The 25,735-nt window shown below is 65.0% G+C and carries 24 protein-coding genes; 11 read left to right on the forward strand and 13 right to left on the reverse strand.

The window, feature by feature from the left end:
* Positions 1–212: 212 nt before the first annotated feature.
* Together dnaJ and dnaK are read right to left on the reverse strand one after the other, a co-directional pair.
* The gene (gene dnaJ, locus I8N54_RS19085; RefSeq protein ID WP_140194941.1) at positions 213–1,361 is read right to left on the reverse strand and encodes a molecular chaperone DnaJ; all 1,149 of its coding nucleotides are present in this window, start codon (positions 1,359–1,361) and stop codon (positions 213–215) included.
* A 74-nt stretch (positions 1,362–1,435) separates the two neighbouring features.
* Positions 1,436–3,358 (reverse strand): molecular chaperone DnaK, encoded by a 1,923-nt coding sequence (gene dnaK, locus I8N54_RS19090; RefSeq protein WP_140194939.1) that lies wholly within the window; start codon positions 3,356–3,358, stop codon positions 1,436–1,438.
* A gap of 248 nt (positions 3,359–3,606) precedes the next feature.
* Between dnaK and I8N54_RS19095 the strand changes: the two genes are divergently transcribed.
* Positions 3,607–4,170, forward strand: a complete 564-nt coding sequence (locus I8N54_RS19095; RefSeq protein WP_408635377.1) for an alpha-ketoglutarate-dependent dioxygenase AlkB family protein — start codon at positions 3,607–3,609, stop codon at positions 4,168–4,170.
* A gap of 3 nt (positions 4,171–4,173) precedes the next feature.
* Here the strand turns inward: I8N54_RS19095 and I8N54_RS19100 are convergent, their stop codons facing one another.
* Both I8N54_RS19100 and I8N54_RS19105 read right to left on the reverse strand, forming a co-directional pair.
* A complete protein-coding gene (locus I8N54_RS19100; protein WP_140194937.1) occupies positions 4,174–4,791 on the reverse strand; it encodes an SH3 domain-containing protein in 618 nt (205 codons plus the stop codon).
* Positions 4,788–5,612, reverse strand: coding sequence for an ABC transporter permease (locus I8N54_RS19105; RefSeq protein WP_140194935.1), 825 nt, complete (start codon positions 5,610–5,612; stop codon positions 4,788–4,790). The genes I8N54_RS19100 and I8N54_RS19105 overlap by 4 nt, the downstream gene beginning before the upstream one ends.
* 109 nt (positions 5,613–5,721) lie before the next feature.
* Here I8N54_RS19105 and cysQ point away from each other — a divergent pair, with 109 nt between their 5' ends.
* The 9 genes from cysQ (at position 5,722) to I8N54_RS19150 (ending at position 15,924) form a co-directional block, all read left to right on the forward strand.
* On the forward strand, positions 5,722–6,525 hold the full coding sequence (gene cysQ, locus I8N54_RS19110) for a 3'(2'),5'-bisphosphate nucleotidase CysQ (protein WP_140194933.1): 804 nt from the start codon (positions 5,722–5,724) through the stop codon (positions 6,523–6,525).
* 1 nt (position 6,526) lies between these two features.
* On the forward strand, positions 6,527–7,327 hold the full coding sequence (locus tag I8N54_RS19115; protein ID WP_198571739.1) for a 3-deoxy-manno-octulosonate cytidylyltransferase: 801 nt from the start codon (positions 6,527–6,529) through the stop codon (positions 7,325–7,327).
* Positions 7,324–8,583, forward strand: coding sequence for a glycosyltransferase family 2 protein (locus I8N54_RS19120; protein WP_197097570.1), 1,260 nt, complete (start codon positions 7,324–7,326; stop codon positions 8,581–8,583). The genes I8N54_RS19115 and I8N54_RS19120 overlap by 4 nt, the downstream gene beginning before the upstream one ends.
* A 103-nt stretch (positions 8,584–8,686) precedes the next feature.
* Positions 8,687–9,580: a UTP--glucose-1-phosphate uridylyltransferase GalU gene (gene galU, locus I8N54_RS19125; protein ID WP_140194927.1), complete on the forward strand. Its 894-nt coding sequence runs from the start codon at positions 8,687–8,689 to the stop codon at positions 9,578–9,580.
* Between the two features lie 2 nt (positions 9,581–9,582).
* Positions 9,583–10,572, forward strand: a complete 990-nt coding sequence (gene galE / locus I8N54_RS19130) for a UDP-glucose 4-epimerase GalE (RefSeq protein WP_140194925.1) — start codon at positions 9,583–9,585, stop codon at positions 10,570–10,572.
* The gene (locus I8N54_RS19135; protein ID WP_232790410.1) at positions 10,553–11,743 is read left to right on the forward strand and encodes a glycosyltransferase family 4 protein; all 1,191 of its coding nucleotides are present in this window, start codon (positions 10,553–10,555) and stop codon (positions 11,741–11,743) included. The genes galE and I8N54_RS19135 overlap by 20 nt, the downstream gene beginning before the upstream one ends.
* A gap of 78 nt (positions 11,744–11,821) precedes the next feature.
* Complete coding sequence (locus I8N54_RS19140) at positions 11,822–12,802, forward strand: glycosyltransferase family 2 protein (protein ID WP_197097569.1); 981 nt, start codon at positions 11,822–11,824, stop codon at positions 12,800–12,802.
* Positions 12,799–14,496, forward strand: a complete 1,698-nt coding sequence (locus I8N54_RS19145; protein WP_197097568.1) for a DUF5927 domain-containing protein — start codon at positions 12,799–12,801, stop codon at positions 14,494–14,496. The genes I8N54_RS19140 and I8N54_RS19145 overlap by 4 nt, the downstream gene beginning before the upstream one ends.
* On the forward strand, positions 14,497–15,924 hold the full coding sequence (locus I8N54_RS19150) for a nodulation protein NodH (RefSeq protein ID WP_140194919.1): 1,428 nt from the start codon (positions 14,497–14,499) through the stop codon (positions 15,922–15,924).
* Between the two features lie 211 nt (positions 15,925–16,135).
* Here I8N54_RS19150 and I8N54_RS19155 read toward each other — a convergent pair whose 3' ends face one another.
* From I8N54_RS19155 to I8N54_RS19185, 7 genes are all read right to left on the reverse strand, one after another.
* Complete coding sequence (locus tag I8N54_RS19155) at positions 16,136–16,600, reverse strand: PTS sugar transporter subunit IIA (RefSeq protein ID WP_140194917.1); 465 nt, start codon at positions 16,598–16,600, stop codon at positions 16,136–16,138.
* Between the two features lie 34 nt (positions 16,601–16,634).
* Positions 16,635–17,213 (reverse strand): ribosome hibernation-promoting factor, HPF/YfiA family, encoded by a 579-nt coding sequence (hpf, locus tag I8N54_RS19160; protein ID WP_140194915.1) that lies wholly within the window; start codon positions 17,211–17,213, stop codon positions 16,635–16,637.
* A 225-nt stretch (positions 17,214–17,438) separates the two neighbouring features.
* The gene (gene lptB / locus I8N54_RS19165; RefSeq protein ID WP_140194913.1) at positions 17,439–18,200 is read right to left on the reverse strand and encodes an LPS export ABC transporter ATP-binding protein; all 762 of its coding nucleotides are present in this window, start codon (positions 18,198–18,200) and stop codon (positions 17,439–17,441) included.
* Positions 18,197–18,676, reverse strand: a complete 480-nt coding sequence (lptA, locus tag I8N54_RS19170; protein WP_140194910.1) for a lipopolysaccharide transport periplasmic protein LptA — start codon at positions 18,674–18,676, stop codon at positions 18,197–18,199. Before lptA ends, lptB begins: the two co-directional genes overlap by 4 nt.
* Position 18,677: 1 nt before the next feature.
* Positions 18,678–19,280, reverse strand: a complete 603-nt coding sequence (gene lptC, locus I8N54_RS19175) for an LPS export ABC transporter periplasmic protein LptC (protein WP_140194908.1) — start codon at positions 19,278–19,280, stop codon at positions 18,678–18,680.
* Positions 19,281–19,291: 11 nt separating this feature from the next.
* Positions 19,292–20,260, reverse strand: a complete 969-nt coding sequence (locus I8N54_RS19180; RefSeq protein ID WP_140194906.1) for a KpsF/GutQ family sugar-phosphate isomerase — start codon at positions 20,258–20,260, stop codon at positions 19,292–19,294.
* A 31-nt stretch (positions 20,261–20,291) separates the two neighbouring features.
* Positions 20,292–20,903, reverse strand: coding sequence for a ribonuclease D (locus I8N54_RS19185; protein WP_140194904.1), 612 nt, complete (start codon positions 20,901–20,903; stop codon positions 20,292–20,294).
* A gap of 336 nt (positions 20,904–21,239) precedes the next feature.
* On the opposite strand from I8N54_RS19185, the gene I8N54_RS19190 reads away from it, so the two are divergent.
* Complete coding sequence (locus I8N54_RS19190; protein WP_140194902.1) at positions 21,240–21,767, forward strand: hypothetical protein; 528 nt, start codon at positions 21,240–21,242, stop codon at positions 21,765–21,767.
* On the opposite strand, the gene sthA is transcribed toward I8N54_RS19190, so the two are convergent.
* Together sthA and I8N54_RS19200 are read right to left on the reverse strand one after the other, a co-directional pair.
* Positions 21,768–23,159, reverse strand: a complete 1,392-nt coding sequence (gene sthA, locus I8N54_RS19195) for a Si-specific NAD(P)(+) transhydrogenase (RefSeq protein ID WP_140194900.1) — start codon at positions 23,157–23,159, stop codon at positions 21,768–21,770. It abuts the gene before it with no gap.
* A gap of 141 nt (positions 23,160–23,300) precedes the next feature.
* Entirely contained in the window at positions 23,301–25,730 is a 2,430-nt protein-coding gene (locus I8N54_RS19200) for a heavy metal translocating P-type ATPase (RefSeq protein ID WP_140194898.1), read from the reverse strand.
* Positions 25,731–25,735 lie beyond the last annotated feature (5 nt).

Raw genomic sequence — 25,735 nt, forward strand, 5'->3', positions numbered from 1 at the left:
CTTATTTGCAGGGTTGCGGAAACGGCTTTCCGACCTTCGCGCACCGGAAGCTCCATCCTCAGCCTGACCATTTCGTTCTGCTCCGTCCTGTGTACCCCAGCAGAATACCCAGAGGAACACGTCCGGATTTGGAAACAATCAAGGCAGATTGAAGTCGATTGGATTGTTAGAGGTCTGGGGGGTCGCGGCCGGCGTTACCGGCCGCGAAGGGGTCAGCCTTTCATGCCGTCCCAGAAGCTTTTGACGGCAGAGAAGAACGAACTGCTCTGCGGGTTGTTTTCGGCCGAGAGGCGGTCGAACTCCCGCAGGAGATCCTTCTGCTGGGCGGTCAGATTGACCGGAGTCTCGACCGCCAGCTCGATCAGCATGTCGCCGTGGGTGTTGCCGCGGATCGCGGGCATCCCCTTGCCACGGAGGCGCATCTGCCGGCCCGTCTGGCTGCCTTCGGGGATCTTCACCCGGCTGCGGCCACCGTCGATCGTCGGCACCTCTATATCGCCACCAAGCGCGGCCTTCGTCAGGCTGACGGGCACACGGCAGAACAGGGTGCCGCCGTCCCGCTGGAACAGCTCATGCTCCGTGACCTCGATGAAGATGTAGAGATCACCGGCGGGACCGCCGCGCAGTCCGGCCTCGCCCTCACCGGCGAGGCGGATACGGGTGCCCGTCTCGACCCCGGCGGGGATGTTGACGGAAAGGGAGCGCTCCTTCTCCACCCGGCCGGCACCGTGACAGGTGTGGCACGGGTTGCGGACCGTCTGGCCGACGCCGTTACAGGTCGGGCAGGTCCGTTCGACCGTGAAGAAGCCCTGTTGCGCGCGGACCTTGCCCATGCCGGAGCAGGTGGGACAGGTCTGCGGCTCTGCGCCGCCTTCTGCGCCGGTGCCGCTACAGGTGCCACAGGGCACGGCCGTCGGGACGGAGATCGTCTTCTGCAGGCCGTTGAAGGCTTCCTCCAGCGAGATGCGGAGGTTGTAACGGAGGTCGTTGCCGCGGCTCGCACGGCTGCGTCCACCGGCGGCACCACGGCCGCCCATGAAATCGCCGAACAGATCGTCGAAGACGTCAGAGAAGGCCGAAGCAAAGTCGCCGGAGCCGCCCGCGCCGGGCCGACGGCCGGGTCCGCCCATGCCACCCTCAAAAGCGGCGTGGCCGTAACGGTCGTATGCCGCTTTCCGGTCCGGGTCTTTCAGTGCCTCGTACGCCTCGTTCACTTCCTTGAACTGGCTTTCGGCATTCGGGTTGTCGGCGTTGCGGTCGGGGTGAAGTTCCTTCGCCTTCGTGCGGTAGGCTTTCTTCAGCTCCTCTGCGGAGGCCCCTTTCGAGACGCCGAGCACATCGTAGAAATCGCGTTTCGCCATTCGTACCGGTTCCTCTTGGAACGCAAAGACCGGCCCGGGCCTTGGCCGGGCCGGTCTATCGCATCACGGGCGCATCAAGCGCGCTTGCTGTCGTCGAGATCCTCGAAGTCGGCGTCGACGATGTCATCGTCGCCTGCACCACGGTTCGAGTCGGCGTCGTCGTCACCGTCGTCGCTGCCACCTTCGGACTGGCCGGCCTTGTAGATGGCCTCACCCAGTTTCATGGCGGACTCGGTCACGTTCTGGATGCCGGACCGGATCTTCTCGGCGTTGTCGCCTTCGAGATCGTCCTTGAGCGCGGCAATGGCCAGTTCGATCGCCTCGATGGTGGTCGGGTCGACCTTATCGCCATGCTCTTCCATCGACTTCTCGGTCGAGTGGATGAGGCTCTCAGCCTGGTTCTTCGCCTCGACGAGGTCGCGGCGGCCCTTGTCGGCCTCGGCGTTCGCCTCGGCGTCCTTGACCATCTGATCGATCTCGTCGTCGGACAGACCGCCGGACGCCTGGATCGTGATGTTCTGTTCCTTGCCAGTCGCCTTGTCCTTGGCCGACACGGACACGATGCCGTTGGCGTCGATGTCGAACGTCACCTCGATCTGCGGCATGCCGCGCGGTGCGGGCGGAATGTCCTCGAGGTTGAACTGACCGAGCATCTTGTTGTCGGCCGCCATCTCGCGCTCACCCTGGAAGACCCGGATGGTCACGGCGTTCTGGTTGTCCTCGGCCGTCGAGAAGATCTGCGACTTCTTCGTCGGGATCGTCGTGTTGCGGTCGATCAGGCGGGTGAAGACACCGCCCAGCGTTTCGATGCCCATCGACAGCGGCGTGACGTCGAGAAGGACCACGTCCTTCACATCACCCTGCAGAACACCGGCCTGAATGGCGGCGCCGAGCGCGACGACTTCGTCCGGGTTCACGCCCTTGTGGGGCTCTTTCCCGAAGAACTTGGTCACTTCCTCGACGACCTTCGGCATCCGGGTCTGACCGCCGACGAGAACGACCTCATCGATGTCGCCGGTGGTGAGGCCCGCGTCTTTCAGAGCGGCTTGGCACGGCTTGATCGAGTTCTTGATCAGGTCGTTGACGAGGCTCTCGAGCTTCGCACGGGTCAGCTTCATGACCATGTGCAGCGGCGTACCGGTCGAGCTGTCCATCGAGATGAACGGCTGGTTGATCTCGGTCTGGGAGGAGCTCGACAGCTCGATCTTGGCTTTCTCGGCAGCTTCCTTGAGACGCTGCAGGGCCATCTTGTCCTTCGTCAGGTCGACGCCGTGTTCCTTTTTGAACTCGCCGGCGAGGTAGTTGACGATGCGCATGTCGAAGTCTTCACCGCCGAGGAACGTGTCGCCGTTGGTGGATTTCACTTCGAAGAGGCCGTCGTCGATCTCGAGGATGGTGACGTCGAAGGTACCACCGCCAAGGTCATAGACGGCGATCGTCTTCGATTCCTTCTTGTCGAGACCATAGGCCAGCGCGGCGGCCGTCGGCTCGTTGATGATGCGCAGCACTTCGAGGCCGGCGATCTTGCCGGCGTCCTTCGTGGCCTGACGTTGCTGGTCGTTGAAGTAGGCCGGAACCGTGATGACGGCCTGGGACACTTCTTCGCCGAGGTAGCTCTCGGCGGTTTCCTTCATCTTCTGCAGGATGAAGGCGGAAATCTGGGAGGGGCTGTAGTTGTCGCCCTTCGCCTCGACCCAGGCGTCGCCCTGACCGCCGTCGACGACGTCGTACGGCAGGTTCTTGCGATCCTTGGCGAGGTCTTCATCGTTGAGGCGGCGGCCGATCAGGCGCTTCACCCCGAAGATGGTGTTGTCCGGGTTCGTCACGGCCTGCCGCTTGGCGGGCTGGCCGACGAGACGTTCATTGTCGGTGAAAGCGACGATCGACGGGGTCGTCCGTGCACCTTCGGAGTTCTCGATCACGCGAGGCTGCGAGCCGTCCATGATGGCAACGCAGGAGTTCGTCGTGCCGAGGTCGATGCCGATGACTTTGGCCATGTTTATCAAATCCCTCTACTTCAGGCGGTTTGAACAGTGCGGGCCCGTTCGTGTTGGCGCCCGTCACGTGTGGTTGCGGGAGGGCAGGTCGCCCCTGCCGGTCAACGGGCTATATAGGGACGCCGAAATGGGCCTGCAACGGGCCGGTCGATGCCGGACGTGGCAAAAATGCAATATTCTTTCCAGGAGAGCCGACAGTGTCACAGTCACCAACCATGACGATCCGATCGGTCAAGCTTTTCAAGGAAATGCTGACGTCGGGGGATCAGGCAGTCATGGTCGCCGACTTGAGAGAGGTCGTTCGCGCCGCGCCGCTCTTCTCGCCAATGACGCCCTATGGCAAGCCGATGCGGGTAAAGATGACCTCCGCCGGGAAGTACGGATGGTTCTCGGACCGGAAGGGCTACCGCTACGAGCCGCGGCATCCCGAGGGCATGGCATGGCCGCCTATTCCCGACTCCGTGCTGAAGGTCTGGCATGACGTTGCGGGCACCGACCGGGCGCCGGACTGCTGCCTCGTCAATTACTATACCGACACCGCGAAAATGGGCCTGCATCAGGACAAGGACGAGGCCGACTTCGGTTATCCGGTGGTGTCCATCTCGCTCGGGGACGACGCGCTGTTCCGGATCGGCAACCTGACGCGGGGCGGCAAGACCGAGAGCGTCTGGCTGTCGTCCGGCGACGTGGTGGTCATGGGTGACGACGCCCGCCTGGTCTACCACGGGATCGACCGGGTGAAGGCCGGCACCTCGACTTTGCTGGACGGTGGCGGGCGGATCAATCTGACCCTGCGCGTCGTCGATCCCTGAGCGTCAGGGCGCGACCGAGCAGCACCCCTGCCACAGCTGGAAATTCTGCCCCGGCTGCTGGAAGACAAGGTAGGCGGACAGGCCGAACTCCATCTCCGACATGCCGTCGTTGCAGGCGCCCGGCACGACGGTGAGCGCGGCCATTCCGCCGCCGTCGATCGACAGCGCCGAGGCCCGTGCCGGCCCGTTGACCGAACCGACGAACGGTTGCGCCGGACCGGAGAACATAGGCTCACCCATGTTGGACACGGTCGCGGTGCCGTCGGATGCCTGAAGGTCCCAGAATGGTTCCGTCCCGCCGCAATAGGTTATGCCTGTCGGCGTACCGTACCAAGGCTGCGCACCAGCGGTGGGGCGCATGAAATTCAGCGACACCCAACCGGCCTGCTCGCCCAGATTGACGAGACCCCAGTTCGCGTCCGGCGCCTTGCGCACGACCTCGACCTCCATCTCGTTGAAGGCGAGTTCGCCGATGACGGGGTAGGACGCGCCCGGCCCGGTGCGGACGTTCAGCGTATCGTCCGACGCGACGCCCGAGACATCCATGAGCTGCGGATATTCCTGCGCGGCGAGGGGCAGGGCGAAAAGAGAAAGAAACAAAGAGAAAAGAATGCGGATCATTTTCCGGCGCTCCAACTGACCGAGGCGTGTTTGCGGGTATAACTTTCACCGATGATCCCGATCATGAGCAGCACGAGGCTGACGATCACCGGGTACTCGATGTTCGAGAAATGCGGATTGTAGTGAAGAAAAACGAACCCCCGGCACTGGTCGATGATGTGGAACAGGGGGTTCCAGTCGAACATCGCCAGCATGTAGCCGGGGAGAGTATTGGCGAGAAACATCTTGCCGGACGCGATCATGTTCGCGCGGCTGTAAATCTGGGTCGCGATCGCCACGAACCCCGGAAACCACGGCTTGAGCGCCAGCAGGACCGTCCCCACCGCGCAGCCCGAGAACCAGGCTAGGATCAGCATGCCCAGCGCAGCGACCGGTTCGTTGATGGTGATCGGCGTGATGATGGCGTGATACAGGAACAGCACTACGAAGGCCGACAGGACCTGCGTGTAAAGCGCGCTGAGCGCGGTCGAAGCGACGGCGACGACGGTGTTCATCGGCGCGTGGTTCATCATCGCCGACGTCGGTCCCGGCGCGCCGGCGACGGCGGCCACCGATTTCGTGTGGCAGATGAACATGAAGATGCCAGACATCACGTAGAGCAGGAAATCCCCGCGCACCGCGTTGCCGCGCAGGCCCAGCACCATGAACATGAAGTAGAAACTGGCGACGAGGATCATCGTCTGCAACATGTTCCCGATCAGGCCGAGCACCGCGTGACGGCTGTCCTTGCGCTGCTCGTGGATGATCGAATGATAAATCAGCTCGAAGATTTCGAACGCCGACTGAATCCGGCCGCGTTTTCGCTGGGGAACGCCAAACATTTGCCCGTCCGGTCCTGTCATGCCCGGGGCAGGGGGCCGACCCTTGCCCTATCCATCGGCGCCCACCATAAGTTGAGCGGGATTCCAATTCAATAAAAGGACATGCTCCTTGGCGTTCGACTACGACAAATTGACCTCGACGTTCCGCAAGCTCGCTCTCGAAGCCGGCGACCTCATCATGGAGGTCTACGACGGACCCGATTTCGAGGTGATGGTCAAAAGCGACAATTCTCCCGTGACGGTCGCGGACGAAAAGGCGGACGCTCATATTTCGGCCGGTCTCCGCGCCGCGTTCCCCGACATTCCGCTCGTCACCGAAGAGCAATCGGACAGCCACGACATTTCCGCGAAGACGTTCCTGATCGTCGACCCGCTCGACGGCACGAAGGAGTTCGTGAACCGCCGCGGCGATTTCACGGTCAACATCGCGCTGGTCGAAGACGGCGTGCCGACGCGCGGCGTGGTCTACGCCCCGGCGAAGAACCGGCTGTTCTACACCGATGTCTCCGGCGCTTCGGTCGAGGAGAGCGGCGATTTCGCCAAGGAGGCCGCCGGCCCCATCGCTGCGATCAAGGTCACCGACCCGGACAATTCCGCGCTGATGGTCGTCGCCTCCAAGTCGCACCGCGATCAGGCGACTGACGACTACATCGCCAAGTACGCGGTGAAGGACATGACCTCCGCCGGGTCCTCGCTGAAGTTCTGCCTGATCGCGTGCGGCGAGGCCGATCTCTATCCGCGCCTCGGCCGGACGATGGAATGGGACACCGCCGCCGCCGATGCCGTTCTGCGCGGCGCGGGCGGGCAGATGGTCCGCTTCGAGGACCACGCGCCCTTCACCTACGGGAAGGAGGGGTTCGCCAACCCGTTCTTCATTGCCTACGCTCCCGGCGTCGAACTGAAAGAAGCCTGACTTGTCTACCCTGATCGTCATCCCGGCGCGTTACGCGTCGACACGTTATCCCGGCAAACCTCTCGTCGAGCTCAAGGGCGCGACGGGGGAGAGCATCTCGCTCGTCGAGCGCTCGTGGCGGGCAGCCCGCAAGGTCGAAGGCGACGTCGAAGTGGTCGTCGCCACAGACGACACGCGCATTGCCGACGCCGCGGAGGCGTTCGGCGCCGAGGTCGTAATGACCTCCGAGGCGTGCCGCAACGGGACCGAGCGCTGCGCCGAGGCGATCGAGGTGCGCGGAACGCAGCACGACATCGTCGTGAACCTGCAGGGCGACGCGCCGCTGACGCCGCCGTGGTTCGTGGAGGCGCTGATCGCGTCGATGCAGGCCAACCCGAAGGCCGAGGCCGCGACGCCGGTGCTGCGCTGCGACGGCAAGGCGCTGAACGGCTTCCTCGAGGATCGCCGCGCCGGTCGCGTAGGCGGCACCACGGCCGTCTTTGGCGCGGACATGAGCGGGCTTTATTTCTCCAAGGAAGTGATCCCCTACACCGGCAAGACCTACGGCCCCGACGATGAGACGCCGGTCTTCCACCACGTCGGCGTCTACGCCTACCGGCCCGCCGCGCTCGCCGCCTACATGGGCTGGGAGCCGGGACCGCTGGAACAGCTTGAAGGGCTGGAACAGCTTCGTTTCCTCGAGCATGGCGCCCATCTCGAGTGCGTCGAAGTCGACGCGCGCGGTCAGCCCTTCTGGGAGCTCAACAACCCGGAGGACGTGCCGCGGATCGAGGCGATGCTCGCCGAGGCGGGGATGCCGTGACAGACCTCACGGTCAGCGTTGTCGTGGTCAGCCGCGGGCGACCGGACGCGCTGGCCCGCTGCATCGCCGGGATCGTCCGGCTGCACTATCCATCCTTCGAGATCGTCGTCGTCGCCGACCGCCCCGGGCGGCGGAAGCTCGACACGCTTCCCGACGTATTCAACCGGATCAAGATCGTTGCCTGCGACGAGGCCAACATCTCTGTCGCGCGCAACCTCGGTATCGCCCACGCGGCGGGCGAGATCGTCGCCTTCATCGACGATGACGCCGTTCCGGAACCGCTGTGGCTCGACCATCTGGTGCAGGGGTTCGGCGATCCGAGGGTGGAGGCCGCGACCGGCTACGTGATCGGGCCGGACGGCATCAACTTCCAGCACCGCATCACCGAGGCGCGCCCCGACGGAACGGGGCGGCCGATCCGGACCGACGGCAAGACGATCCGCCTGCTGCAGCCGTCCGAGGACGGCGCGATCAAGACGGAGGGCACCAACATGGCCTTCCGACGCGATACCCTGCTCGAGCTCGGCGGGTTCGATCCCGTCTTCCGCTTCTATCTCGACGAAACGGACCTCGACATGCGCGTCGCGCTGGCTGGTGGCATCACCGCCGCCGCGCCGCTCGCGCAAGTGCATCACGCGATGGCCGGCAGCGCACAACGGCGCGACGACCGGGTGCCGAGCAGCCTCACCGATGTCGGGCGCAGCCTTGCGGTGTTCGTGCGCCGCTATCTCTCCGACGGGGAATGGGCCCGCGCGGGCCGGGCTGAACGCCAGCGGCGGCGGAAGTCTCTGATCTCGCACATGGTCGCGGGACGGATCGAACCGCGCGACGTGCGGCGAATCCTCTCCACCTTCGATGCCGGCTGGTCCGAAGGCAGCAAGCTGGAGCCCGACCCGATTCCGCTGCTGCGTTCCGAAGATGCCGAATTTCTGGGCTTTCGGGCGTCCGTGCGGCAACCGGGGCACCGGATCGTCGCGGGGCGAACCTGGCAGTCGAGGGAGAAACACGCCGACGCACTGCGGCTGGCGGAACAGGGCTGGACCGTGACGCTTTTTCTGATTTCTCCGACTTCTCGCCCTCATCATGCCGCATATGCGAACAAGATGTACTGGTGTCAGCGTGGCGGATTGTTCGGTCGGAGCACGCGGCAGGAACCGCATCGAAGATCCTGGCGTTTTGACGCCAGAATACGGGCGGAACAGTTGCGGTTATCACCTGTGAGGGGAAGTCCGCCTGCCGAAGTGGACAAACATTGACCGCTCGTGCGATGAAATGAACAAATGCGGCAGCATCGACATGCTGCGACTGCAAACAGATTTTGCCCGTTGAGCAGGGCGTTTGAACGAGGGGATTTCAGAGATGGCACAGCGCGTAACGAAGGCGATTTTTCCGGTCGCAGGTATGGGGACCCGGTTCATCCCGGCGACCAAGTCCGTGCCGAAGGAAATCATGACGCTCGTCGACCGTCCGCTGGTCCAGTACGCCATCGACGAGGCCCGCGCTGCCGGCATCACCGAGTTCCTGTTCGTCACCTCGCGCGGCAAGTCCGCGCTCGAGGATTACTTCGACCGCGCGCCCGAGCTTGAGCACCAGCTCGAGCAGAAGGGCAAGACCGAGCTGCTCGAGACGCTGCGCGGCACCAACATGGAAAGCGGCCAGATCGCCTACATCCGCCAGCACCAGGCCCTCGGGCTCGGCCATGCGGTGTGGTGCGCCCGCCGTCTGATCGGCAACGAGCCCTTCGCGGTGATCCTGCCGGACGACGTCATCGCTGCCGAGAAGCCCTGCCTGCAGCAGATGGTCGAAGCCTACGAGGAAACCGGCGGCAGCATGGTCGCCGCGATGGAAGTCCCCTACGAGAAGACCTCGTCCTACGGTGTGCTCGACTGCAAGGAAGACATGGGCTCCATCGTGTCCGTCAAGGGCATGGTCGAGAAGCCGAAGGCAGAGGACGCACCGTCGAACCTCGCCGTCATCGGCCGCTACATTCTCAGCCCGCAGGTCATGGATCACCTGAGCTCGGGTGAGACTGGCGCCGGCGGTGAGATCCAGCTGACCGACGCGATCGCGAAGGAAATCGAGTCCGAACGCGGTGTCTACGGCCTCCGCTTCCGGGGTCAGCGGTTCGACTGCGGCAGCAAGGCGGGCTTCCTGCAGGCGACCGTCGCCTTCGGCCTCGCGCGGCCCGATCTGCGCGACGAGCTGCAGCAGTATCTCGACGAACTCTCGGCCGTCCGCAACGCGGCCCAGTAAACATGGCGAATATTCTGGTGACCGGGGGTGCGGGCTATATCGGCTCGCACGCCTGCAAGGTGTTGGCCGCCGCCGGGTACACCCCGGTAACCTACGACAGTCTCGAAACCGGCTGGAAAGACGCGGTGAAGTTCGGGCCGTTCGAGCAGGGCGACTTGCTGGACCGGGAACGGCTCGACCAGGTCTTCGCCGCTTATCGCCCACAGGCCGTGATGCATTTCGCCGCGCTGAGTCAGGTGGGCGAGAGCATGACCCAGCCCGGCAAGTACTGGCGCAACAACGTCAGCGGCTCCCTGTCGCTGATCGAAGCGGCCATCGCCGCCGGATGCCTCGACTTCGTGTTCTCTTCGACCTGCGCCACGTACGGTGAGCAAGACGGCGTCGTCCTCGACGAGGACAGCAGCCAGCAGCCGCTGAACGCTTATGCCGCGTCGAAACGCGCGATCGAGGATATGCTCGACAACTTCGGCAAGAGCGACGGTCTGCGCTCCGTCATCTTCCGCTACTTCAACGTCGCAGGGGCCGACCCGGACGGCGAGATCGGCGAGTTCCACCAGCCGGAGACGCATCTCGTGCCACTGATGCTCGACGCGGTCGACGGCAAGCGCGACGCCCTGACGATCTTCGGCACCGACTACGATACGCCGGACGGAACCTGCATCCGCGACTACGTGCATGTGATGGACCTCGTCGATGCGCACGTTCTCGGGGTGAAGTGGCTTGAGGACGGGCGGGACAGCCGGGTCTTCAACCTCGGCACGGGGACCGGCTTTTCCGTCCGTGAGGTGGTCAAGCAGTCCGGCACGATCACGAACCGCGAGGTTCCGATCATCGAGGGCGAGCGACGCCCCGGTGACGCAACGGCGCTAGTTTCGGGCAGCCAACGTGCTATCACTGATCTCGGGTGGGATCCGAAACGGTCCAACATGGAGAACATGATCGCCGACGCCTGGCGCTGGCATCAGAACACGGGTGCACACTACTCCGAATAGCCCTTCCGCTCGTCTGCTCGACGTCACGCGGCTCATGTCGCGGGCGGGCCGCGTCCTGACGGGCGTCGACCGGGTGGAACGCGCCTACCTCGACGCGCTGATCCGGGACGAGGTGCCGCTGTTCCTGCTGGCGCGCAGTGCGTTCGGATATCTCCTGCTCGACCGGGACGGAGCCCGGAAGTTCCTGAAGCATGTCGACTCCGGCGATTGGGGGCAGCCCTTCGGCCTGTCCCGGCTCGCCTACCGGCTGGACCCCGCACGGCAGGCGGCGGAGGCGACGGTCCGCGCCCTGTCCATCGCGCGCTGCACCCGGCGGCGACTGGTGGCGATGCTGTCGTGGAATCTGCCCGCCGGCACCACGTACCTCAACCTCGGACACACCAACCTGACCGACCGGGTGCTGATGGCCGTACGTTCGTTGCCCGACGCACGGGTCACCGTCTTCATCCACGACACCATTCCGCTCGACCTGCCGCACATGCAACGCACTGGGTCGGTGCCCCGCTTCGCCAGCTTCCTGTCCCGCGCGGCGCTCGCGGACCGGGTCCTGACGAGTTCACAGGCCGTTCTCGACTCGCTCGAACATCATATCGACTCGGTGCCTCCCGTCACCGTCGCGCCGCTTGGCGTCGACCTCACGGTGCCGCGTCCGGAACAGGTGCCTGCTGAGCTGCCGCCACCGGGCCCATACTTCGTTGTGCTCGGCACCATCGAGCCGCGCAAGAACCACGCGCTGCTGCTCGACATCTGGGAGGAGCTGGAGGCGGAGGCGACCCTGCTGATCCTCGGCTCGCGCGGCTGGAACAACGAGGACGTCTTCGCCCGCCTCGACGCGGAGCCCCAAGGCGTCATCGAAGTGGCGGGCCTGTCGGACGGCGCCGTCGCCTCGCTGCTTCAGGGCGCGCGGGCGCTTCTGTTCCCGTCGCTGGCCGAAGGCTTCGGCCTGCCGTTGATCGAGGCCGCCGCACTCGGCACGCCGGTCGTTTGTGGCGATCTTGCCATCTGCCGCGAAGTGCTTGGGGACAGAGGCATTTACCTGGCGACGGACGATCGCTATCTGTGGATAAACACCATCAATGAATTGGCAGAGCAGGCCCCTCAGAACGTCTTTCCGTCTTCCGCAGTCCCCCAGTGGTCCGATCATTTCAAGATCGTGTTAAGCGTGACATGATAGGGCGTTGTAGAGAGTTACTGCGCTCTGACGCGGAAGAGGTCGAAATTGAGCGCCTTGCAGTCATATCGGCTGAGGATGCAGCGCAAGCGCTGGCGCATCCGGGCGTTTCGGAAGCGGCGTGAACTGACGGCCGTCCAGAACCGCACTTCCTCGATCGGCCGCAAGGACATCCTCGTCTTCTCGACCTTCCGGAACGAGGCGATCCGCCTTCCCTACTTCCTAAACTATTATCGCGACCTCGGCGTCGATCACTTCCTCATGGTCGACAACGACAGCGACGACGGCGGGCGCGAATTCCTTGCCGAACAGCCGGACGTGTCGCTCTGGACGACCGATGCCTCTTACAAGCGGGCGCGCTTCGGGGTCGACTGGCTCAACTGGCTGCAGCTCAAGTACGCGCATGGCCATTGGTCGCTGGTTGTCGATCCGGATGAACTGTTCATCTTTCCGTTCTGCGATACCCGCTCGATCCGCGCGCTGACCGACTGGCTCGACGCGAGCTCGATCAAATCGTTCTCGGCGATGCTGCTCGACATGTATCCGAAGGGCGGGATTCAGGACACGCCCTACGAGGCGGGTCAGAACCCGCTCGAGATCGCGAGCTGGTTCGACGCCGGCAACTACTCGATCTACCGCAACAAGAGGTTCGGCAACCTCTGGATCCAGGGCGGTCCCCGGATGCGGGTGTTCTTCCCGGACGAGCCGTGGCGGGCGCCCGCGCTGAACAAGATCCCGCTGGTGAAGTGGGACCGGCAGTATGCCTACGTCAGCTCCACCCACACGCTGCTGCCGCGCGGCCTGAATCTCGTCTACGACGAGTGGGGCGGCGAGAAGGCGAGCGGCATCCTCCTCCACACCAAGTTCCTCGACACCTTCGGGGCCAAGGCGATGGAAGAGATCGACCGTGGCCAACATTATGCCGCAAGCCGTGAATACAAGGCCTACGCCGAGGGCCTGAACGAAAATCCGGACCTTTGGTGCAAGTGGTCCGAAAAATACATCAACTGGCGTCAGCTCGAGATTCTCGGCCTGATGTCGAAGGGGAACTGGGCTTGAGCGTCGGGATCATCATGCTCGTCCATACGGCCCTGCACCGGGCGGAGCGGGTGATCCGTCACTGGGTCGCCGGCGGGTGTCCCGTGGTGGTCCATGTCGATCGCAACGTCGACCACGAGACCTACACCAACTTCGTTCACTCTGTCGCCGATCTGCCGACGGTCATCTTCTCCGATCGCCACAAGTGCGAGTGGGGCACATGGGGAATCGTCGCCGCCTCGCAATCGGCGGGGGAGCTGATGCTGGAGCGGTTCCCGGAGGTGGAGCATATCTACCTCTCGTCGGGCTCCTGCCTGCCGCTGCGACCGGTGCGCGAACTGAAGGCCTACCTGCGCGAACGGCAGGGCACCGACTTCATCGAGAGCGCGACGACCGCGGACGTTCCCTGGACCGTTGGCGGCCTCGACGCCGAAAGGTTCACGCTGCGCTTTCCCTTCTCGTGGAAGTCGCAGCGCTTCCTCTTCGACCGCTATGTCGAGCTTCAGCGCCGGCTGAAGCTGAAGCGCACGATCCCCGCTGGTCTGGTGCCGCACATGGGGTCGCAATGGTGGTGCCTCACCCGGCGTACTTTGGCGGCGATCCTCTACGATGCCGACCGGCCGACCTACGACACCTACTTCCGGCGCGTCTGGATCCCGGACGAGAGTTATTTCCAGACACTCGTCCGGCTGCACAGCCACAAGATCGAAAGCCGGACGCTGACGCTGTCCAAGTTCGACTTTCAGGGCAAGCCGCACATCTTCTACGACGACCACCTGCAGCTTCTCCGGCGGTCGGACTGCTTCGTCGCCCGCAAGATCTGGCCCCATGCCGACCGGCTTTACGACGCGTTCCTCGACCCTGCCGAGACCGCGATGAAGGGGGCAGAGCCGAACCCCGGCAAGATCGACCGCATCTTCGCCAAGGCCGTGGACCGGCGGACGCGCGGGCGGCCCGGCCTCTACATGCAGTCGCGTCTGCCGCACGACGGCTGGGAGAACGGCCAGACCTCCGCGCCGTACTCCGTGTTCGAAGGCTTCACCGAGCTGTTCGTCGATTTCGAACCGTGGCTCGCCCGCTTCACCGGCGGCCGCGTTCACGGCCATATCTTCGCCAAGGGCGGGGCCGAGTTCGAAGGCCGTCAGGACACCTATGCCGGCGCGCTGTCGAGCTCCGCGCCGATCCGGGACTACAACGCGCAGCGCTTCCTGACCTCGCTCATCTGGAACACGCGGGGGGAGCGGCAGTTCTTCCAGTTCGGCCCGGCGGACAGCCAGCTCGTCAGTTGGGACATGGCCAAGGATCCGAACGCCCAGATCAGCGTGATCTCCGGCGCTTGGGCGGTCCCGCTGTTCCAGACGGGGGGCGATTTCTCGCTGCTGCGGACCGAAGCCGCGCTGCTCCAGAAGGTCGAGAACGAGCATCTCGCCACCCTGCGCTCTCCCTATGCCAAGGCGCGCATCCGGATCTGGACGATGGCCGAGTTCATCGAGGCCCCGATGGAGTGCCTCCAGTCCGTGCTGGACGAGATCTCCGGCGCGCAGCTTCGCCGGATCGGGGCGGTGCCGCGAATGGTCGACCTCACGGGCTTCGGCCAGTTCCTGCAGAACCTCAAGAACGAGGGGATGCACCCTTACCTCATGGGCGATTTCCCGGTCGACGGTGCAACCCGTCGCGAGGACCCGCCGCTCAGAAAGCCCTACCTCGTAAGGTAAATGATGCCCAACTTCGATTACTTCGTCGTCTTCGCCGAAATGCGCACCGGCTCGAACTTCCTCGAGGCCAACCTGAACGCGTTTCCGGGGATCGAATGCCACGGCGAGGCCTTCAACCCGCATTTCATCGGCTATCCCAACCGGGACGAGATCCTTGGCTTCACCCACGCCGCGCGTGAGAGCGATCCGCAGGGACTGATCGAGGCGGTGAAGACCCGAAGCGACGGCATCGGCGGCTTCCGCTACTTCAACGACCACGATCCGCGCGCCTATGACATCGTCATGGCCGACCCGCGCTGCGCCAAGATCGTGCTGACCCGCAACCCCGTCGAAAGCTACGTCAGCTGGAAGATCGCGCAAGCGACGGGGCAGTGGAAGCTCACCAACGTGAAGCACGCCAAGTCCGGCAAGGTGGAGTTCGACGCCGCAGAGTTCGAGACGCATCTCGAGGCGCTCCAGCAGTTTCAGGTTCGTTTGCTGAATGACATGCAGCGCAGCGGGCAGACCGCCTTCTACGTCGCCTACGAGGATCTGCAGGACATCGACGTCATGAACGGCATCGCCGGGTGGCTCGGCGTCGAGGCGCGGCTCGACGGGCTTGACAAGAAGCTGAAGAAGCAGAACCCGGAGCCGATGTCGGACAAGGTGACGAACTTCGACGATATGGAGCGTGCGCTGGTCCGGCTCGACCGGTTCAACCTCGCCCGGACGCCGAACTTCGAGCCCCGGCGCGGCGCCGCGATCCCCGGCTACATCGCCGCCCATCAAAGCCCGCTTCTGTTCCTGCCGGTCCTTGGCGGGCCGAACGGCGCCGTGAAGCGCTGGATGGCGGCGCTGGACGGGATGGAGGAGCAGAACCTCATCGACGGTTTCACCCAGAAGACGCTGCGCCAGTGGAAACGCAGCCATCCGGGCCATCGCGGCTTCTCCGTCATCCGCCACCCGGTGCAGCGCATCCACGCCGCCTTCTGCGAGAAGATCGTGCCGGTCGGCCCGACGAGCTTCATGGAGATCCGCAAGACCCTGCGGCAGGTGTTCAAGGTGCCGCTCCCGGGTCAGAATCCGGGCGACGACTACGACGCCGCTGCGCACCGGGCGGCCTTTGTCGGCTTCCTTGGCTTCGTGAAGGCCAACCTCGGCGGTCAGACAGGGGTCCGGGTGGATGCCTGGTGGGCGACCCAGACCGAGGTGATCCAGGGCATGGCCAACTTCTCCCTGCCCGACATGGTGCTGCGGGAGGATGACTTGCCGCTCGGTCTCGGACAACTGGCCGAGCAGATAGGACGCGACGATCCGCCGGATCTCGACGCCGTGACGGACGAAAACATCGACCTGCTGGAGGCGATCTACGACGAGGAGATCGAGGGGCTCGTGCGGGACATCTACCAGCGCGACTACATGGGGTTCGGGTTCTCGCGCTGGCGGTAGGGGGCTTCCCCTCACCCAACCCTCTCCCCCGAGGGGAGAGGGCCTTGCGGCGCGCTGCATTCGTGGGTGCTCCCCCACCAACCCACGCAACAAAAACCCTCTCCCCACGGGGGAGAGGGCTATGCGACGCGATGCATTCGTGGGTGCTCCCCCACCAACCCACGCAACAAAAACCCTCTCCCCACGGGGGAGAGGGCAGGGTGAGGGGCCATCAAGCCGCCTGAGTCGCCGGATTTTCCGTGAGAATCGCGTGCAACGTAGCCGGCTCCGTATTTGCGCGGAGCTTATTGCAGGTGCCGCCGTCGCGCAGCGTGCGGGACACGACGGCGAGCGCCTTCAGATGCTCGACCCCGGCACTCTCCGGCGCGAGCAGGGCAAAGACGAGGTCCACCGGCTGACGATCGACGGCGTCGAACTCCAGCGGTTTCTCGAGCCGCAGGAACAGACCGCGAATCCGTTCGAGGCCGGGAAGCCGGGCATGCGGCAGGGCAACGCCGTGGCCGACGGCGGTCGGGCCTAGGCCCTCCCGCTCGATCAGCGCTTCGAGCACGTTGCCCGCCTTCAGGCCGAAGTTGCCTTCGGCCATTTCCCCGAGGTCGTGGAACAGGCGCTTTTTACTGCTACAGGACGCGAGGACCTTGACGCCTTCGACGTTCAGGATGTCCGCAAGATGCATGAGTGTCGAGATTCCCCGACCGCGGAGCGGTCAATCAAGTGCCAGTGTTTCGCGGGTCGATCCAGCCGATGTTGCCGTCTTCACGCCGGTAAACGACGTTGATCCCGCTGTGCCCCTCGTTGCGGAACACGAGTACCGGTGCGTCTGCGATCTCCATCTGCATCACCGCTTCCCCGACGGAGAGCGACTGAATGGACGTCTCCATCTCGGCGATGATCATGGATGTGAGGTCGCCCTCCGGCTCGGTGTCCTCCGCTTCTGTCGAGGCGAGGATATACGAGGGGGCCGACATAAGTTCAACCGGCTGGATACGTTCCTTGTGGTGATCCTTGAGCCGGCGTTTGTAGCGCCTCAGCTGCTTGTCCATCTTCTCGCAGGCTTCGTCGAAAGCGGCATAGATCTCATGTGCCTTGCCGCGGGCCTGGGCGGTCAGGCCGGTCGAAAGGTGCACGACGGCCTCGCACATGAACTCCGGTCCGGTCTTGGAGAAGACGATCGTCGCGTCGGTCGGACGACCGGCGTATTTCTCTACCGTCTCACCAAGCTCGGTCTCGACGTGGGCCTGTAGGGCCTCGCCAATGTCAATCTGCTTGCCGCTGATCTGGTACCGCATGGTGTCTCCTCTCATGATCGGACGGAACTGTCCCGCGTGGTGCGGTCGGGTTTCCTTCATGTCCGGGTGGTTAGATGGGCGCAGGGTGCCGATCCCCGAACTGGCCGTGCGGGCCGGAGGGCCCACGCCGTGCCGCCGAGTTCGGTAACATGCGCTGTCATCGTCTCCATTTGGCGTCAGCAGAGCCGAGTCTGTCAACGCTTCAAAGGTAAACAACGAGAACAGTCAGTTAACGCGGAAGCTCTGTCCGAGGTAGACGCGACGAACATTCTCATCTCTGACCACCTCCTCAGTGGTTCCGCTCATAAGCACCTTGCCATCATGCAAGATATAGGCGCGATCCACGATTTCGAGGGTCTCGCGGACATTGTGGTCCGTGATGAGCACACCTATGCCACGTGTCTTGAGGTCAGCGACGAGATGCCGGATCTCGCCGACCGCGATCGGGTCGACGCCGGCGAAGGGCTCGTCGAGGAGGACGTAGCGGGGACCGGCGGCGAGGCAGCGGGCGATCTCGCAGCGGCGGCGCTCCCCGCCCGAGAGAGCCACACCGGGCGCGCGGCGCAGGTGGTCGATGGAGAAATCGGTGAGCAATTCCTCGAGCCGGCGGCGGCGCTTGTCGGGGTTCGGCTCGGCGATCTCGAGAATGGCGAGGATGTTGTCCTCGACCGAAAGACCGCGAAAGATCGACATTTCCTGCGGCAGGTAGCCGATGCCGAGCCGGGCGCGGCGGTACATCGGCAGGTTCGTCACGTCACGCCCGTCGATATGGACTTCGCCGCCCTCGGGCTGGATCAGCCCCGCGATCGAGTAGAAGCAGGTGGTCTTCCCCGACCCGTTGGGACCGAGCAGCGCGACGGCCTCACCCCGGCCGAGAGACAGCGACACGTCGCGGATCACGGGGCGCTTGCGATAGCTCTTGCGCAGGTGCGTGATCGTGAGGCCGGCCGTGCCCTCGGTCACCGTGAGGTCGGGAGTCTCGCTCATTGGCCATCCTGCCGGAACACGGTCCGCACGCGTCCGTCCATCTGGGCCGCGCCGGTGTCGAGGTTCACGACCATGCGTTCGGCGGACAGGGCACTCTGGCCCTGGGTCAGCAGGACCTCTCCGGTCAGGGTGAGCTCGCTCGAGGTCAGGTCGTAGTCGGCGTTCTGCGCTTCGGCCTGTTCCTCTGCCGTGACAAGCGTGACGCCGCCTGAGGCGATGAGCCGGGCGACGTCGCCGGTCGTCTCGTCGTAGGAGACCTGAACCTCCGCCGCCGCGATCCGCAGATCGCCCTGACCGATCATCACGTTGCCGGAGAAGATCGCGGAGCCGCTTTCGCGGTCGACGGTCAGGCTGTCCGCCGTGACTTCGACCGGTGCGTCGGGATCGGCGGACACGCCGCCGAGATCGACGTTCGTCTGCGCGAACGCAGGAACTGTGGTCAGGGCGAGCAGGAAAAGGGGCAGGAGGCGTTTCACGTCAGTCCTCGCGTGTGGATTGCGGGCGGTATACCAGCCGCACACCTTCGTTGAAAATCATTCGTGACGCCGTGCCGTCGGTCGATTCGACAACCAGGCGACCGGCGGTCAGTTCCCCGAACGGCGCGTGCGCTTCCAGCGGGCCGGTCGTCTCCAGCCGCCCGGTGTCGAGCGACGCGGTCAGGCCGGTCGTCTCCACCTGGTAGCCGTCAGAGGTGTCGATGCGGGCGAGGTCGGACAGTTCGGCGATATTGGTGCCGCTGTCGAGCCGACCCGAGCCGGCCCGGATCTCGATCTGCGCGCCGCCGGGGTTGCGGATCGTGCCGCGAATGACTGTGATTTCGATCACCTGTCCGGCATCGTCCACCGGTCTGGCCCGGTCCGCCGCGACCGACACGATCGCGCCGTCGTCGGTGACACCACTGAAGGCAGGCGCGTTGATCTGCTGCTCGCGAGCGAGCTCCTCGATGTCTCGGTAGGGCAGCTGCGCCTCGTCGATGGAGGGGGCGCGGGCGAACAGGAACAGCGTCGACAGAAGGCCAAGCGCCGCGAGCGGAAGGATGGTCTTGGCCCAGTTGACGTAAGTCGAATAGCCGTCGGCCATACCCCGTCCGCCTAGACGATGCCGGCGCGGAGACAGTCGTGGATGTGCAGCAGACCGGACACGCCTCGGGGACCGGACGGGTCCACCACGAAGAGACAGGTGATCTTGCGCTCGTTCATCACGGCGACGGCTTCCTCTGCCAGGGCACCCGGTCCTATCGTGCGGGGCGCTTTCGTCATCACCTCGCCCGCCGTCAGATCCAGAAGCCCGTCCATGTGACGGCGCAGGTCGCCGTCAGTCACTATACCGGACAGTTGGCCATTGTCGTCCAGAACGCCAAGGACGCCGAAGCCCTTTTGCGAGATCGTGATCAGGGCGTCGCTCATCGGCGTGTGCAGACCGGCCAGCGGCAGGGCGTCGTCCGTGTGCATCAGGTCGCTGACTTTCGACAGGCGCGCGCCGAGCTTTCCACCCGGGTGGAAGTCGCGGAACATCTCGGGCGTGAACTCGCGATGCTCCATGAGGGCGACGGCGATCGCATCGCCGAGCGCGAGCGTCATGGTCGTCGATGTGGTCGGAACCACGCCGGTGCCGCAGGCCTCTTCCGCCGGCGGCAGGACCAGCTTCACGTCGGATTGCCGCATCAGAGAACTGTCGACACGGCTTGCGACGCCGATCATCGGAATGCGGAACCGACGGGAATAGGCGATCAGGTTGGCAAGCTCCGGCGTCTCGCCCGAGTTCGAGAAGACCATCACGACATCCTGCGAGGTCAGCATGCCGAGGTCGCCGTGGCTGGCCTCTGCCGGGTGAACGTAGTGCGCCGGCGTCCCGGTCGAGGCAAGCGTCGCGGCGACCTTGCGAGCGATGTGACCGGACTTGCCCATGCCGCTGACGATCACGCGGCCCTCGGCGCGCAGGATCAGCTCTACCGCCTCGACGAGGGAGCCGTCGATGCTGTTGCCCAGTGCAACAAGAGCGTCCGCCTCGGTGGCGATGACCCGGCGGGCGGCGTTGAGAATGGCGTCTTTGTCGGTCATCCGGGTCGTCCTTCGTCGGTGGTCGCGATGGTCAGTGCGCGAAGATGTCCTGCTCGGGCCAGCCGGCCAGGTCGAGCTGCGCGCGCATCGGCAGGAAGTCGAAACAGGCCTGCGCCATCATCGTGCGGCCCTCGCGGGCCAGCATTTCGTCCAGCTTCTCGCGCAGGCGGTGAAGATACAGCACGTCCGACGCGGCGTAGTCGAGCTGCGCCTCGGTCAGAACCTCCGCGCCCCAGTCGCTCTGTTGCTGGTGCTTGGAGATGTCGACCGACAGCAGTTCCTGCAGCAGGTACTTCAGGCCGTGGCGGTCCGTGAACGTGCGCACCAGCTTGGAGGCGATCTTGGTGCAGTAGACAGGCGCGGTGACGGCGCCGAAGGCATTCATCATCGCCGCGATGTCGAAGCGCCCGAAATGGAAGAGCTTCAGAACGTCCGGGTTCTCGAGCATCGCCTTCAGGTTCGGGGCTTCGGTCTGGCCCTTTTCCACCTGGATCAGGTGGGCGTTGCCGTCGCCGCCGGACATCTGGATGACACAGAGCCGGTCCCGGTGCGGGTTGAGCCCCATCGTCTCGCAGTCGATCGCGACCACCGGCCCGAGGTCGAGCCCGTCGGGCAGGTCACGTTGATACAGGTGATTGGCCATTGTCGCCTCTCTCAGTTTCGGCCCTGCCATAGCCAAGGAGCGCAGATCGCGCAATGTGGCCGCTTGGTCCGGGCATCCGGTGATTCTTCTGCGTCGGCGTCGTGGCTTTCGCGAAATCGGCTGCGCGGGGCGATTTGCTGACCCGACAGTAATGGCTGGGGCGGCATCGCGGCAGTTGCGGGGTCGGCACCGGACGGACCTGCGGCAAGCCCGTGACCATTCACTCGACTTCACCCAACCCATTGGAATCCTTGAAATCCGTTAGGGTCTGCGGGGTCAGAACGCCTCTCGTTCGGGGCCGGATCGGCCGGTCCCCTGGGACTGGAGGCACCAAAGATGACCAACACGAAACGGACCACCCTGCGCGGATGGATGATCAAACTGGCGACGGCGGGCGCGATGCTGCTCGCCGGAGGCGCGGCGACGGCGCAGACCTTCAACGGCAACGACTACGTGAACACCGGCTTCAACCGGGTCGGCGGGCAGTCCTATGCCGCCGGCACCTACACAGTGCGCAACGATCCCGGCGGCCTGCTGACGAACCGGGTGAACGAAATCCACCGTCTGAAGCAGACCGGTCAGCCGATCCGTGTGACGGGGCGCTACTGCAACTCCACCTGTACGATGTTCATCGGCCTGCCGAACGCCTGCATCGATCCGAACACCAGCTTCGGGTTCCATGGGCCGTCCAGCTACGGGCGGCCGCTCGATCCGGCGACATTCGATTCCGCCTCGCGGATCATGTCGGTGAACTACCCGCCGCAGCTGCGGCAATGGTTCATGTCCGAGGGCCGGCATCGCATCAACGGCATGCACCGCATCAGCGGGGCGCAACTCATCAACATGGGCGTGCGGGCCTGCTGATCAGGCCGGGGCCATCCTGTTCCACGCGTCGAGGCCCGCAACCTTGTAGGCCTCGGCGAGCGTCGGGTAGTTGAAGGTGTTCTCGACGAAGAAGTCGACCGACCCCTTGAGGTTGATGACCGCCTGCCCGATGTGGATCAGCTCCGTCGCGCCTTCGCCGACGATGTGCGCGCCCAGTAGGCGGCGCGTCTCCAGCGAGAAGATCAGCTTCAGGAAGCCCGAGTTCACCCCCATGATGTGCCCGCGAGAGGTCTCGCGGAACCGGGCGATGCCGCACTCGTAAGGAATGTTCGCCTTGCGGACGTCCTCCTCCGACATGCCGACGGTCGAGATCTCGGGAACGGCGTAGATACCGTAGGGAAAGGTCTCGGGCGCGGGGGGCAGGGGCATCCCGAAAGCATGACAGGCGGCGACCCGGCCTTGCTCCATCGAGGTGGAGGCGAGGGAGGGGAAGCCGATCACGTCCCCGGCGGCGTAGATGTTCGGCACACTGGTCTGGAACGTCTTGGGATCGACCCCGATCCGGCCGCGCTTGTCGGCCTCGATGCCGAGCGCGGAGACGTTCAGGCTGCCCACGTTGCCCGACCGGCCGGCGGCGAACAGCAGAAGGTCCGACTTCACCCGCCGCCCGTCCTCGAGCGACACGGTGACCCCGGCCTCCGTATTCTCAACCTTTTCGATCGTCGCGCCGAGCCGGACGGTCATGCCGCGGTCGCGCATCTGGTGGATGAAGTCCTCGGTGATCTCGTCGTCGATGAAGGGCAGGATCTCCTTGCGGGATTCGATCAGCGTCACCGGCACGTCGAGCGCGGAAAAGATCGTCGCATATTCCACCCCGATCACGCCGCCACCGATCACCGTGAGGCTGCGGGGCAGGTGGTCGAGCTCCAGGATCTCGTCGCTGTCGAAGACCCGCTTCTTGTCGAACGGCACGTTGTCGGGCCGGAACGGCCGGGTGCCAACGGCGATCAGCGCCTTGTCGAACTCGACCTCGCTGACCTCGCCCTCGGCCGTCGTCAGTTGAACGTGATGGTCGTCGATGAATTTCGCCTCGGCGAAGGCGCTTTTGACCTTGTTGCGCATGAACTGGTGCTGAAGCACCTCGACCTCGTGGTCGAGCGTCTTGTGCAGGCGCTGCATCAGGTCCATCGCGGTGATGTCCTGCTTCACCCGGTAGCCGCGGCCGTAGAACTCCCGCTCGCGCCAGCCGGACAGGTTGAGCACAGTTTCACGCAGGGTCTTTGACGGAATCGTGCCGGTGTGGACTGATACGCCGCCGAGCCGGCGTCCCCGGTCGACCACGAGCACCGACTTGCCCAGTTTCGCGGACTGGACCGCGGCACGCCGTCCGGCGGGGCCGCTTCCGATGACCAGCATGTCGATACGTTCCATGGCGGATCCTCCTGCTTCGGGCCGATCAAGGGTATTCACCCGTCCGGAGGCAACCGCTGCAACTGCGAAAGGGTCCAATTGTGCCCTCACCATCACCCTTTGCCCAAGATTCGTGCGCCCCTCCACGGGGCGCACAAGGGGTCAGAGCCGGGCCGCCCGCAGCCGAAGCGCGTTCCCGATGACCGACACGGAAGACAGGCTCATCGCAGCCGCCGCGACGACCGGCGACAGCAGGAGACCGAACACCGGGTAGAGGATGCCCGCCGCCAGCGGCACGCCCGCCGTGTTGTAGACGAAGGCGAAGAACAGGTTCTGGCGGATGTTGCGCATCGTCGCCGTGGCCAGTTTCCTCGCCCGCAGGATGCCCGTGATGTCGCCCTGCACCAGCGTGATGCCCGCGCTTTCCACCGCGACGTCCGCGCCGGTGCCCATGGCGATGCCGACGGTCGACGCCGCGAGCGCAGGCGCATCGTTCACGCCGTCCCCCGCCATGGCGACCTTGCTGCCGTCCTTCGACAGGTCCTCGACGAGGGTCTGCTTGTCCTCCGGTGAAAGTCCGGCGTGGACCTCGTCGATGCCGAGCTCCCGCGCCACGGCCTTCGCGGTGGTCTCCGCATCGCCGGTGGCCATGACGATCCGCAAACCGGACTCGTGCAGGCCGCGGATCGCGTCGGCGGCGGACTCCTTGACCGCGTCGGCGACGGCGATCAGGCCGAGCGCATGGTCACCACGGGCGACGAACATCACCGATTTCGCCTGATCCCGGAATGTCTCTGCCTTGTCGGACAGCTGGTCGACGTCGATCCCGAGCGAGTCCATCAGCTTGCGATTGCCAAGCGCGATCCGTGTGCCGTCGACCTGACCTGTCACGCCTTGCCCGGCGATCGCGTCGAAGTCTGTCGCGTCCTTGCTCTTGAGCTCACGTTCCGACGCTGCTTCGAGGATCGCTTCGGCGAGCGGATGCTCCGACCCGCGCTCGAGTGCGGCGGCGAGGGTCAGGAGTTCCGCCTCGTCCTCCGCCTCGACGTCGGTGACGCGTGGCTTGCCCTCGGTCAGCGTGCCGGTCTTGTCGACGACCAGCACGTCGACACTTGCGAACCGCTCCAGCGCCTCGGCATCGCGGATCAGCACGCCTTCGTGCGCGCCGCGGCCCGAGGCGACCATGATCGACATCGGTGTCGCGAGGCCGAGCGCGCAGGGGCAGGCGATGATGAGTACGGAGACGGCGGCGACGAAGGCGTAGGACAGCGCCGGGTCCGGCCCGAGGATCGCCCACAGGATGAAGGCAAGCACGGCGGCGCCGACGACGGCGGGCACGAAGTAGTTCGCCACCCGGTCCGCCATCGCCTGGATCGGCGCGCGGGAGCGCTGGGCCTTGGCGACCATCCCGACGATGCGGGACAGGGTCGTATTCTCGCCGACCGCCTCCGCGGCCATCACGAAGCTGCCGGACTTGTTGAGCGTGCCGCCGGTGACGCTGTCGCCCTCGGTCTTCTCGACCGGAACGGGCTCGCCCGTGAGCATGCTTTCGTCGATGGAGGTGCGGCCTTCGGTCAGATGTCCGTCAACGGGCACGTGTTCGCCGGGGCGCACGCGCAGCAGGTCGCCGGTCCGGATCTCATCGAGGGGGACATCCTCGTCCTTGCCGTCGCGCACCCGGCGCGCGGTCTTCGGGGCGAGATCCATGAGCGCGCGGATCGCGTCGCCGGTCCGTTCCCGCGCCGCGAGTTCGAGGACCTGACCGACCAGCACCAGCACGAGTATCACCGCCGCCGCCTCGAAATAGACCGGGGGCGTGCCGTGGTCCCGCATCGCTTCGGGGAAGATGCCCGGCGCGATCAGCGCGACGATCGAGAACAGGTAGGCCGCCCCGGTGCCGAGCGCGATCAGCGTCCACATGTTCGGGCTGCGGTTCACGACCGAGGCCCAACCGCGCTTGAAGAACGGGTAACAGATCAGCACGACCGGCGTGGCCAGTGCGAATTGCAGCCAACCGAAGGCGGTGTGGCCGATCCAGTCGGCGAAGGGCAGGCCGAGGTGGCTGCCCATCTCGAGGATGAACACGGCGAGCGCCAGCGGCGCGGTGATCCAGAGCCTGCGTTTGAAATCGACGTACTCGGGATTCGGGCCGGAGTCAGCGGAGGGAGTCTCGGGCTCGAGCGCCATGCCGCATTTCGGGCAGTCGCCGGGGTGGTCCTGCCGGATCTCTGGGTGCATCGGGCAGGTGTAGATCGCGCCCTCGGGGGCCGGTTCGGGCTTCGGCACGCCGTCGGCATACTTGTCGGGATCGGCCTCGAACTTCGATTTGCAGCCGGCGGAGCAGAAGTAGACCTTCTGCCCCTCGTGTTTCGTCATGTGTTTCGCGGTGCCGCGGTCGACATCCATGCCGCAGACCGGGTCCTTCGCGGTGCGGTAGGCGTCCGGATCGGCTTCGAACTTCTTTCGGCACCCGTCGCAGCAGAAGTGGTAGGTGCGCCCGTCCACCTCCGCGGTCGGTTTGCCGGCGGAAGGGTCGACGGTCATCCCGCAGACGGGGTCGCGGACAAGGGTCTCGGTATCGTCGTTGGTCATGGCGG

Origin of the sequence: Pelagovum pacificum (genome assembly GCF_016134045.1) — a bacterium.
Classification (GTDB): Bacteria; Pseudomonadota; Alphaproteobacteria; order Rhodobacterales; family Rhodobacteraceae; genus Oceanicola; species Oceanicola pacificus_A.

Coding starts and splice junctions, on each gene's coding strand:
- galE (WP_140194925.1), top strand. CDS start 9,583: ATGGCGAATATTCTGGTGACCGGGGGTGCGGGCTATATCGGCTCGCAC.
- dnaJ (WP_140194941.1), bottom strand. CDS start 1,361: ATGGCGAAACGCGATTTCTACGATGTGCTCGGCGTCTCGAAAGGGGCC.
- I8N54_RS19155 (WP_140194917.1), bottom strand. CDS start 16,600: ATGCATCTTGCGGACATCCTGAACGTCGAAGGCGTCAAGGTCCTCGCG.
- galU (WP_140194927.1), top strand. CDS start 8,687: ATGGCACAGCGCGTAACGAAGGCGATTTTTCCGGTCGCAGGTATGGGG.
- lptB (WP_140194913.1), bottom strand. CDS start 18,200: ATGAGCGAGACTCCCGACCTCACGGTGACCGAGGGCACGGCCGGCCTC.
- lptC (WP_140194908.1), bottom strand. CDS start 19,280: ATGGCCGACGGCTATTCGACTTACGTCAACTGGGCCAAGACCATCCTT.
- I8N54_RS19150 (WP_140194919.1), top strand. CDS start 14,497: ATGATGCCCAACTTCGATTACTTCGTCGTCTTCGCCGAAATGCGCACC.
- I8N54_RS19105 (WP_140194935.1), bottom strand. CDS start 5,612: ATGTTTGGCGTTCCCCAGCGAAAACGCGGCCGGATTCAGTCGGCGTTC.
- I8N54_RS19100 (WP_140194937.1), bottom strand. CDS start 4,791: ATGATCCGCATTCTTTTCTCTTTGTTTCTTTCTCTTTTCGCCCTGCCC.
- I8N54_RS19180 (WP_140194906.1), bottom strand. CDS start 20,260: ATGACCGACAAAGACGCCATTCTCAACGCCGCCCGCCGGGTCATCGCC.
- I8N54_RS19185 (WP_140194904.1), bottom strand. CDS start 20,903: ATGGCCAATCACCTGTATCAACGTGACCTGCCCGACGGGCTCGACCTC.
- dnaK (WP_140194939.1), bottom strand. CDS start 3,358: ATGGCCAAAGTCATCGGCATCGACCTCGGCACGACGAACTCCTGCGTT.
- I8N54_RS19190 (WP_140194902.1), top strand. CDS start 21,240: ATGACCAACACGAAACGGACCACCCTGCGCGGATGGATGATCAAACTG.
- I8N54_RS19140 (WP_197097569.1), top strand. CDS start 11,822: ATGCAGCGCAAGCGCTGGCGCATCCGGGCGTTTCGGAAGCGGCGTGAA.
- sthA (WP_140194900.1), bottom strand. CDS start 23,159: ATGGAACGTATCGACATGCTGGTCATCGGAAGCGGCCCCGCCGGACGG.
- I8N54_RS19200 (WP_140194898.1), bottom strand. CDS start 25,730: ATGACCAACGACGATACCGAGACCCTTGTCCGCGACCCCGTCTGCGGG.
- I8N54_RS19095 (WP_408635377.1), top strand. CDS start 3,607: ATGCTGACGTCGGGGGATCAGGCAGTCATGGTCGCCGACTTGAGAGAG.
- hpf (WP_140194915.1), bottom strand. CDS start 17,213: ATGCGGTACCAGATCAGCGGCAAGCAGATTGACATTGGCGAGGCCCTA.